This is a genomic window from Staphylococcus sp. HMSC034C12, assembly GCF_001835895.1.
Taxonomy (GTDB): Bacteria; Bacillota; Bacilli; order Staphylococcales; family Staphylococcaceae; genus Staphylococcus; species Staphylococcus hominis.
Window position 1 is genome coordinate 187659 of record NZ_KV826307.1, and the last position, 8836, is coordinate 196494.

At 32.5% G+C, this 8836-nt stretch carries 7 protein-coding genes; 6 read left to right on the forward strand and 1 reads right to left on the reverse strand.

From position 1 onward, the window contains the following. Positions 1–5: 5 nt before the first annotated feature. Entirely contained in the window at positions 6–1643 is a 1638-nt protein-coding gene (locus HMPREF2629_RS01865; protein WP_070813108.1) for a motility-associated ABC transporter substrate-binding family protein, read from the reverse strand. Between the two features lie 250 nt (positions 1644–1893). On the opposite strand from HMPREF2629_RS01865, the gene HMPREF2629_RS01870 reads away from it, so the two are divergent. The 6 genes from HMPREF2629_RS01870 to HMPREF2629_RS01895 form a co-directional block, all read left to right on the forward strand. Next, complete coding sequence (locus tag HMPREF2629_RS01870; RefSeq protein ID WP_054105640.1) at positions 1894–2856, forward strand: phosphate/phosphite/phosphonate ABC transporter substrate-binding protein; 963 nt, start codon at positions 1894–1896, stop codon at positions 2854–2856. A 138-nt stretch (positions 2857–2994) separates the two neighbouring features. After that, a complete protein-coding gene (phnC, locus tag HMPREF2629_RS01875) occupies positions 2995–3768 on the forward strand; it encodes a phosphonate ABC transporter ATP-binding protein (RefSeq protein ID WP_002449541.1) in 774 nt (257 codons plus the stop codon). A 1-nt stretch (position 3769) separates the two neighbouring features. Beyond that, positions 3770–4570 carry a phosphonate ABC transporter, permease protein PhnE gene (gene phnE / locus HMPREF2629_RS01880; protein WP_002449275.1) on the forward strand — a complete coding sequence of 267 codons (801 nt, stop codon included), beginning with the start codon at positions 3770–3772 and terminating at the stop codon, positions 4568–4570. After that, on the forward strand, positions 4567–5394 hold the full coding sequence (gene phnE, locus HMPREF2629_RS01885) for a phosphonate ABC transporter, permease protein PhnE (protein ID WP_070436787.1): 828 nt from the start codon (positions 4567–4569) through the stop codon (positions 5392–5394). The genes phnE (HMPREF2629_RS01880) and phnE (HMPREF2629_RS01885) overlap by 4 nt, the downstream gene beginning before the upstream one ends. 1089 nt (positions 5395–6483) lie before the next feature. Continuing rightward, positions 6484–6966: a GNAT family N-acetyltransferase gene (locus tag HMPREF2629_RS01890; RefSeq protein ID WP_070582748.1), complete on the forward strand. Its 483-nt coding sequence runs from the start codon at positions 6484–6486 to the stop codon at positions 6964–6966. 296 nt (positions 6967–7262) lie between these two features. Continuing rightward, the coding region (locus HMPREF2629_RS01895) for a KxYKxGKxW signal peptide domain-containing protein (RefSeq protein WP_176744014.1) at positions 7263–8836 on the forward strand (1574 nt) is incomplete at its 3' end.

Genomic DNA, 8836 nt, shown 5'->3' on the forward strand with positions numbered 1-8836 from the left:
ATAAATTATTGAATTGAACCTGTAGCAAGTGTTTTACTACCTTGTTTTAAACGAATATTCGCACCTGAAATAGATTCAGATGTTTTAGCTGTAAAAGTTAACGTTGCGTTACCTTGGTCGTCAGTGGTTACACTTTGTTCTTGACTATAGCCTACCGTATCATAATTTTGCCCATCTTGAGAAAAACTTGCAAGCTGTCTACCACCATCTTGATAAACACCTAATTTTAAATGATCAATAGTTGTGTTTTTAGCCATGTTTGTTAATTCAACTTGAATATTAAATGGTTGATTTACTGATACATTATCTGGTAAATGGAATTGAATATTATTGCTAGAAATCATTGAATTAGAAGTAGTTGTATCTTGAGAAGACTGTGATGTATTTGTATCCTCTTGTGAATGATTATTTTCAGTCGTATTATCTTCTGTACTATTCGCTTTGTTATTACCATTATGGCTACCATGATTTTTATGATTACTATTTAGTTGTGATGATGTACTGCCATAACTACCTAGTTTAAATGTTGAACGATCGTACCATTTATAACCAGTTGGAGGTTGTGACCATGGTTCTTTTTCAGGTTCAGTTGAATGTTGTGGTTGTTCGAAATTAAGAAGTGGCGTAGGTTGATCTAACTTAATACCTGTTTCTTTTAAATTCGGTGTATTATCTTTTTTTCCAAACCAAGTTGTAATATTTTCAAGTAATTTACTATTATCTTGTTCTTTAAACCCATCATACGTTTTCTTAGTTCTTCCATTATCTTCACGTACATATTTAGGTGTACTATCTTCGACTAATGATGAATCTCCAATGAAGGCTGCTTTTCCTTTGCCTACTTTTGAGATAGCAACATAAGGGCCTTCTACTATACCACCGCCATTGTAAATACCTTGATCGACTGCATGAGACCAACATTGTTTTTGAGATAAATGGTCTGGTAAGAAAATAATACCTTTTGCTTTTGTAGGATCTGTAATGGCAAGAGTTGAACCAGCATGCATTGATACAGAATGTACACCTTCAGTAATACCAAAGCTGTCACTAGATGATACAATATTTTGAGTGTTTAAATCACCTAAAGCGTTGTAACGAAAACGTACACCGAAGTGTTCAGAAAGCCAATCTGAACTTTTAACATTGCGCATAGCTTTAGCATGTTTTTCCTCATTTGTTAAATCTTTGGTGATATCTTGATATGCACCACGACGATAACCATTCATCACTTCTGAAGAATCGAAACGATTTAAGTTTCTGTCTGCATTATAATGATCAGAGATAAAGATGATATTGCCACCTTTTTCAACAAAATTAAGCATAGCTTGTTGTTCTCTCTTTTTAAAAGGAATATTGGCTTCTGGAAGAACGAGAATATTGGTACCACGTAGTGTATTAGGTGTAATATTAGATTCTCCATCGATTTGTTTCACAGTATATCCTTGTTGACGCATTGAATCAGCATAATCGGAAAAACCACCGTCAATGACCCAATCAGCAGCTCCTGCCGTTTGGCCGTGTGAAGCGTCAAAAGCGACAGTTTGAGTGGTAGTTTGATTTGGTGCAGCGTGACTGATTGGCGTTGTAGATAATGTAATTGCTGAAGCTAAAATAGTACTACTTAATACTTTTATCCATTTCATATTTTTATCTCCCAAATATATTTTTAAATGATTTATAGAAAAAGTATAATAAAAAAATAAGTTGATAATAGATTATTTAGAGAATGTTTAAATAAATTTTACAATTCTTTAACAGTGTAAAACAATTCTATAAAAAATTCACACATAATAAATGTTATTTTGGTTAATATTGTGCTACTCTTAATATTGTCAAATGAAATGCGTTGACAAATTACATGAATGTATACATAGCGAACGGGGGCAATATGTTATGAAGCAATTGAAGTACCTTTTAGTATTAGCGCTATCAGTTATTATTTTTGCAGCAGCATGTGGAAATAATAGCTCGTTAGACAATAATAAAAGTAGTAATTCGGATGGTGGATCAAGTTCAAGTAAAGATGGCTACACACCTAAAGAATTAACTGTACAATTCGTACCATCACAAAATGCAGATACACTTGAAGCAAAAGCAAAACCGCTTGAAAAATTATTATCTAAGAAATTAGGTATTCCAGTAAAAGTTTCTGTATCAACAAATTACAATACAATTGTTGAAGCAATGAAATCTAAAAAAGTAGATGTTGGTTTCTTACCACCAACTGCTTACACGTTAGCACATGATCAAAAAGCAGCTGATTTATTATTACAAGCACAACGTTATGGTGTGAATGAAGATGGTTCTAGTAATAAAAAACTTGTAAAAGATTATAAATCAGAAATCTTAGTTAAAAAAAATTCAGGTATTAATAGCTTAAAAGATTTAAAAGGTAAAAAAATCGCATTACAAGATGTAACTTCAACAGCAGGTTACACATTCCCAATTGCAACAATTAAAAAAGATACTGGTATTGACGCTACTAAAGATATGAAAATCGTAAACATGAAAGGTCATGACCAAGCTGTGATTTCATTATTAAATGGCGATGTTGACGCTGCAGCTGTATTCCAAGATGCACGTAACATTGTTAAAAAAGATCAACCCAACGTATTTAAAGATACTAAAATTCTTAAACTAACAAAACCAATTCCTAACGATACGATTTCAGTTCGTCCTGATATGAACAAAGACTTCCAAGATAAACTTAAAAAAGCATTTAAAGACATCTCTAAAACAAAAGAAGGACATAAAATTATTAGTGAAGTATACTCTCACGAAGGCTATACAGATGCTAAAGACTCAGACTTCGATATCGTAAGAAAATATGAAAAAGAAGTTCAAGATATGAAATAATTTTCACATAGATAGAACTAAATAAGTGATAAAGAGAAGAGGCTAGGACAATTGAGTCATATAAGAAATGCATATATCATTTCTTATGATCTTGTCCCGACCTCTTTCTCTGTATTAAAAAGAAGGGTGTAAACATACATGAGTCAGATAGAGTTTAAAAATGTGAGCAAGATTTATCCTAATGGTCATGTGGGGTTAAAAGATATCAATTTAAACATTGAAAAAGGTGACTTTGCTGTTATCGTAGGTTTATCAGGTGCAGGGAAATCTACTTTATTAAGATCTGTCAATCGTCTACATGATATTACTTCAGGAGATATTACAATTGAAGGTAAATCGATTACTAAAGCTAAAGGTAAAGAATTATTAATGATGCGTCGTAATATAGGAATGATTTTCCAACATTTTAATTTAGTCAAACGATCTACTGTGTTGAGAAATGTATTAAGTGGTCGTGTCGGTTATCATCCAACTTGGAAAATGATATTAGGATTATTTCCAAAAGAAGACAAAATTAAAGCAATGGATGCGTTAGAACGTGTGAATATTTTGGATAAATATGACCAACGTTCAGATGAACTGTCTGGAGGTCAACAGCAACGTATTTCAATTGCACGTGCCTTAGCGCAAGAGCCAGCGATTATTTTAGCAGATGAGCCTGTTGCATCTTTAGACCCACTCACTACTAAACAAGTTATGGATGACTTGAAAAAAATCAATGAAGAGTTAGGTATTACCATTTTAATTAACCTACACTTTGTTGATTTAGCATTAGAATATGGCACACGTATTATTGGTTTACGTGCAGGAGAACTGGTTTATGATGGTCCGGCAAGTGAAGCGAATGAAGATGTATTTAATGAAATTTATGGCCGTAAACTTAATGACGATGAGAAGCTAGGGGTGGAGTAATATGGCAACACCTACTACAAGTAAATATGATCAATATTTAAATAAGAAATTCTCTTTCAAAACTAGTTTAACTCTATTTTTAGTGATTGCGCTCGTCGTGTGGAGTTTTTTATATACGGGCTTTAGCTTTAGTGACTTAATGGTAGGGATTCCACAAATCGGTTCTTTCTTTGGGCAAATGGTTCCACCAGATTGGAGTTATTTAAATACTATTACCAAACCTATGTTAGACACAATTCGCATGGCGATTGTAGGGACATTCTTAGGCTCCATCGTATCAATTCCAGTTGCATTGCTCTGTGCTAGTAATATTGTAAAAACAAAGTGGATTACGATTCCATCACGTTTTATTTTAAATATTGTACGTACCATTCCTGATTTATTATTAGCTGCTGTCTTTGTTGCAGTTTTTGGTATCGGACAAATTCCAGGGGTATTGGCATTATTTATTTTAACAATATGTGTTATTGCGAAATTGTTCTATGAATCGCTTGAAACAATTGATCCAGGTCCAATGGAAGCGATGACGGCCGTAGGTGCAAATAAAACAAAATGGATTATGTTTGGAGTAGTTCCACAGACAATGTCTACATTTTTATCATATGTATTATTTGCATTTGAGATTAATATTCGTGCCTCAGCAGTTCTTGGATTAGTAGGTGCTGGTGGTATCGGTTTATTCTACGACTCAACTTTAGGATTATTCCAATATCCAAAAACAGCGATGATTATTCTGTTCACTTTAGTCATTGTTGTCATTATTGACTATGTCAGCTCGAAAGTGAGGGAAAAACTCGCATGACACAAGAACAGCATCAGTTAGAAAAGAAATATCCAGTGAGATCAAAGGAACACAAACAAAGAATGATTAAACATTGGCTTATTGCCATTGTTGTTTTAGCTATCATTGTTTGGGGTTTTGCAGGTATGCCTGCTTTAGAATTAAAATCTAAATCAATTGAAATTCTTAAATCTATTTTTAATGGATTATTCCACCCCGATTGGGATTACGTTTATATTCCAGCTGGAGAAGACTTACTTCGTGGTTTACTTGAAACGTTTGCCATTGCTGTTATTGGTACATTTATCGCAGCAGTAATTTGTATACCATTCGCATTTTTAGGTGCACGTAATTTAGTAAAAGTTCGACCAGTCACAGGGATTACTAAATTCATTCTTAGTGTCATTCGTGTATTCCCTGAAATTGTTATGGCGTTAATTTTTATAAAAGCAGTAGGTCCTGGTTCATTTTCAGGGGTACTTGCATTAGGTATTCATTCAGTAGGGATGTTAGGTAAATTATTTATAGAGGATATTGAAAGTTTAGACTTCTCTTCAGCCGAGGCTTTAAAAGCAAGTGGTGCGAATAAAACTAAAACACTTGTATTTGCGGTGATTCCTCAAATTTTACCTTCATTCTTATCCCTTATTTTATATCGTTTTGAATTAAACTTACGTTCAGCATCTATTTTAGGTTTAATCGGTGCTGGTGGTATTGGTACACCACTTATCTTTGCACTTCAAACACGTTCATGGGATCGCGTAGGTATTATATTAATCGGATTAGTTATTATGGTAGCCATTGTTGACTTTATCTCGGGAGCTATTCGTAAACGTATTGTGTAATAGAAGACATAATTTGAACGTTTTTATAAATAAATAGAGCTATTGCCAGGACTTAGAAAACTGGACAATAGCTCTTTTGCTATGCATGAAAGAAATGTTGTTACAGTATTAGTAACAGATACTTAGAAAAATACAGTTAATGTTTTTTAGGAATAACGCGTTTAAAACTAATACTTCTAAGGTTAGTATAAGAGTGAATATGCTAAAATAATTATATTTTGAAGTATTAGTGTCATATTTTTTAGTAAGGGGCATTACTAAAGAATATGTAGCATTATTTAAGGATAGTGAATGATGATAACTAAGTGTAGGTTCTGTTTTTAAATAATGCGGTTGTTCATTGATGTGTGATTCGATACATAAGTCGTGTTGTCAGAGTAACGTGTTGTTTGAATAGCATTTAATTTAGTGTCATGAGGTGGAGTCGTCGTTGTTCGCTGTTTCATTTAGCTCTGTTTTTCAACAGAACTATTAAAATCGTTGTCATTATTCTCTAAGGTGTCTTTACTTCATCCATTTTCCTCTACAAGATCATTGAAACCGATACTTTGTCTTCAGATAGATTTCACTGTGGCGCTGAAACATGATAAAAACGTGTGTGTTGATTCTAAAGGATGACGAGAATACTATTAATATTATAGTTAATACCTTGATCTATGTTGTAATCATTTCTAGGTGTAATGAGTCATTCGTTTTGGTCATGATTAATTAGTATCGTTTTCTGAAGCAATAGACTGATGAGGTATATGATCATTATATTGTTAATCAATATTCTGCTAGGATGTAAATGCGTGACCTTGAGAAAAAATAAATGAAGATGCTATAAGTGTTGTACCAAATACCTATTTAAAATGATGTATAGTCAAAGGTAGTTAGTTCTTAGTAATGATCATTCTATATACATAAAGATAATGATTTTATTTTTCAAAAATAATCATAACTATGTACATTTATAAACTAACATATTCGTAAAAAAACAACCTTAATATTTCCTATCATCTATATGACAGATTTGTCATACACTTAAAAGTTGATAGGATAAATCGCTATTAAATAAAACTATATTATGACATTGAAAGGATGTAGAAGATGAATTTTCGAAATGTAGTGGCAGATGATTTAAAACGTTTAATTCAATTAGAAAATGAAGGGTTTACTAAAGAAGAAGCAGCAACAACTAAAGCTTTAAAACAGCGTATTGAAATCATTCCGGATACGTTTATTGTTGCAGAAGAAAACAATAAAATCGTTGGTTATATTAATGGTCCAGTTATTTCGAATAAGTGTATTACAGATGATTTATTTGCATCGATTAGACCTAACCCCAATATAGGTGGTTATTTAAGTGTACTCGGTTTAGTTGTAGCGAAAGATTTTCAACATCAAGGCATTGCAGGACAACTGTTAAATTATTTTGAGAATATAGCAAGGCAACATGCACGTTTCGGAGTCACTCTCACTTGTCGCGATACTTTAGTAAGTTTTTATGAATCGCATGGATATATTAATGAAGGATTATCAAATTCTATTCATGCAAATGTAACTTGGTATAATCTAGTAAAGGAATTATAAATGTTAATGCGTTTCTTCGTATTAAAAAACGTTTTTAATTATAGTTATAATAAATATAATCTCAATTATCTTACTTTCAAAGATTGGAATATGTATGCAATTCGAAATAGTTATAAATTTATATGTTTTTAATAAATAGAGTAAAATTTTAAGTATATATATTTAAATTGTAAAGTTTTTTAAAATACATTTATTTATGTTGGTATATATTTATAAATAGTAGTATAATGATTAAAAATATATTGATGTAAAAAAGTTAGTTAGAACCAAATTAATTAGAAATATAGGAGAATATTATGTCAAAAAAAGAAAGAGATTTTAAACGTTCTTTTGGGGAAGAAAAAGCTAGAGTTAAACTTTACAAATCAGGGAAACATTGGGTTAAAGCAGGTATTAGAGAACTTCAATTATTAAGAAGTTTAGGTTTATCATTTTTTGATAAAGATGTTGAAAAGACAAATGATTTGCCAAAATCAACCCAGCATAACTTAAAAACACAAGCATTGAAGACTACGGGACTCGTCGGGGGTGCATTTACATTTGCAATGTTAAATGATCATCATGCTTTTGCAGCCTCAGAAACACCTATGACTTCAGAAATTGCATCTAATAGTGAAACAGTTGCAAATCAAAACTCAACCACAGTTACAAACTCTGAAACCTCAACAACTGAGCCTATTTCAAGTCAAACAAGTACCTCTCAAGATGCTACATCTAGTACAAATTCAACAGAAAAAAGTGCTTCATCATCTATAACAGATAGTCAAACAAGTACAGATTCAACAGAAAAAAGTACTTCATCATCTACAACAGATAGTCACACAAGTACAGATTCAACGTCAGATAAATCTACATCAAATTCTGAAAAGCAAGATAGCTCGATGTCAAATTCTGATACTAAAGCTTCAAGTTCATCAATTACTAATAATTCAACAAGTAATAATAGCGCTACTTCAGAGAAAGATACTAATAGTCAAGCCAACACTACATCTACTGATAGTCAAAAAGGTAGTACTTCAACCAGTGATAATAGCAATACGTCAACGAGTACAAAAGATAATCAAATAAGAAAAAATTCGACAGAATCCAATAGTATAACGTCATCAAATTCTACATCAGACAGTAATAGTGGTTCAACAGTTTCTACTCATTCAACGACGTCACAGTTAACGAGTACTTCAGAAAGTCAGATAAGTACAGATTTAGGTTCTACATTATTAGTGAGCGATTCAACAAGTACATCTACAAGTACAGCACCACTAGAACTTAGAACATTTAGTAGATTGGCAACAACAACATTCGCAGCAGCAGCAGCAACTTCAACTACAAATACTTATACAGGTGCAGGGACTGATACAAATTATAATATTCCAATTTATTATAAATTAACAACTGTAAATAATGGAACGTCTATGACGTTTACGTATACAGTTACTTATGATAATCCTGCTACTAAGACGGTTGAAATACCTACAGCATTGTCTAATAGTTACGCAATATACAACACAGGAACAACTTATCAAACGATGTTTACACTAGGTAGTGCATATGGAACACCTTCAACAGCGACAAGTTATATTACCGATTCAACAGGTGCTCAACTTAGTAATCCAAAAGCAAACACAACTAATATAAACAAACAGGGTAGTGGATATTCTTGGGCAAACGGCTACCAAATGAATGGATTCCAAGCTAAACAAGGATATGGTTTAACCACAACTTGGACAGTTCCTATCAATTCTAGTGGAGACACTTCTTTTACATTTAACCCATACTCTACATCTGTGACAGGTGGGACAAACTTCTTTAATGGTCAAAAAGTTAATGTAACTGATCCAACAAGTACAGCTAATTCACAAAGTGCGTCAAC